At 71.4% G+C, this 1,739-nt stretch carries 2 protein-coding genes and 1 pseudogene; all 3 read left to right on the top strand.

Going from position 1 to position 1,739, the window contains the following annotated elements:
- Window positions 1–641, top strand: a pseudogene (locus MJ797_RS25465) (IS21 family transposase); the annotation flags it as partial.
- Window positions 638–1,438 carry an IS21-like element helper ATPase IstB gene (istB, locus tag MJ797_RS25460; protein ID WP_239342079.1) on the top strand — a complete coding sequence of 267 codons (801 nt, stop codon included), beginning with the start codon at window positions 638–640 and terminating at the stop codon, window positions 1,436–1,438. The pseudogene MJ797_RS25465 and the gene istB, both read left to right, overlap by 4 nt.
- On the top strand, window positions 1,435–1,739 hold a 305-nt coding region (locus MJ797_RS25455; protein WP_239342077.1), incomplete at its 3' end, for a hypothetical protein. The genes istB and MJ797_RS25455, both read left to right, overlap by 4 nt.

Genomic DNA, 1,739 nt, shown 5'->3' with positions numbered 1-1,739 from the left:
CGTTCGCCGGCACCCTGGCGACCAGGATCCGGCTCGCGCCGCCGCGGGACCCGGAGTTCAAGGGCCTGGTCGAGCGGACGAACGGCTACCTGGAGACCTCGTTCCTGCCCGGGCGGCGCTTCGCCTCGCCGACGGACTTCAACGACCAGCTCACCGACTGGCTCGTCCGGGCGAACAGCCGCACGGTCCGCTCGATCGGTGGCCGGCCCGTGGACCTGCTGCCCACCGACCGGGCGGCGATGCTGCCCCTGCCCCCGGTCGCCCCGCGGGTCGGCCTGACCAGCCGGGTCCGCCTCGGCCGCGACTACTACATCCGCCTCGACGCGGCCGACTACTCCGTCGACCCCCGGATGATCGGCAGGTTCGTCGACGCCACCGCCACGTCCGACACGGTCACGGTGCTCTGCGACGGCCAGAGCGTCGCCCACCACCGGCGCAGCTGGGCGGCTCACGCCGTCGTCACCGACCCGGCCCACGCCGCCACCGCGAAGGCGATGCGCCAGGCACGTGCCGCCGACCGCGCCTGTCGCCAGGCCCGCAGGCACACCGACGGACACCCCGTCACACTGCGCGCCCTGCCCGACTACGACGCCCTGTTCGGCGTCGACGTCGACCCCACCGGAACGGAGAACCAGCCATGACCACCACGACCGCCCCGCCGCGGGACGGCCTGCCCGCGATGATCGCCTATCTGACCCGGGTGCTCAAGACCCCGACGATCGGCGCGTTCTGGGAACAACTCGCCGACCAGGCCCGCACCGAGAACTGGTCCCACGAGGACTACCTCGCCGCCCTCCTCCAGCGCCAGGTCGCCGACCGCGAGTCCAAAGGCACCGTCATGCGGATCCGCACCGCCTACTTCCCCACGGTCAAGACGTTGGAGGACTTCAACCTCGACCACCTGCCCTCGCTACGCCGCGACCTGCTCGCCCACCTCGCGACCAGCACCTACATCCCCAAGGCCGAGAACGTGATCCTGCTCGGCCCACCCGGGATCGGCAAGACCCACCTCGCGATCGGCCTCGGCGTCAAGGCCACCCAGGCCGGCTACTCCGTCCTGTTCGACACCGCCTCCAACTGGATCACCCGCCTGTCCGACGCCCACCACGCCGGCCGCCTCGACGCCGAACTCACGAAGATCCGCCGCTACAAACTGATCATCATCGATGAGGTCGGCTACATCCCCTTCGACCAGGACGCCGCGAACCTGTTCTTCCAGCTCATCGCCTCCCGCTACGAACAGGGCTCCGTCCTGGTCACCTCGAACCTCCCCTTCGGCCGCTGGGGCGAGACGTTCTCCGACGATGTCGTCGCCGCCGCCATGATCGACCGGCTCGTCCACCACGCCGAGGTCCTCACCCTCACCGGCGACTCCTACCGCACCCGCCAACGCCGCGACCTACTCACCAAGGACCGCCCCGGCCAGGACCGGCAGTGACCACCGACGGCCACATCCACCCGACGACCTCGCCCGACGGCCCGTTCACCAGCGAGGTCGAAGCCCACCACAGCCCGTTCGTCCGACGCCTCCATGCCCTCCCCGACCTGCGCCTGGCCCCCGGCCTCCGCCACGACCACCTCCTACGGGCCATCACCGCCGCCGACGTCACTCTCGGCGCGTTCGACGCCCGCATCGTTGCCTGGCTCGCCCGCACCTGGGAAGCCACGACCGTCGCCGTCCTCGCCGGCCTGATCACCCGCGCCCACCACGCTGGGAAGACCGCCGGAGCTGCCGAGGC

The sequence above is a fragment of the Protofrankia sp. CiP3 genome, assembly GCF_917627345.1.
In the GTDB taxonomy this organism is placed as follows: Bacteria; Actinomycetota; Actinomycetes; order Frankiales; family Frankiaceae; genus Protofrankia.
The sequence above is the reverse complement of the archived record's forward strand: the minus strand, read 5'-3'. Positions and strand labels throughout refer to the sequence as shown.

Bases quoted from the DNA above. Each gene is read 5' to 3' on its own strand.
- istB (WP_239342079.1), top strand. From the start codon at position 638: ATGACCACCACGACCGCCCCGCCGCGGGACGGCCTGCCCGCGATGATC.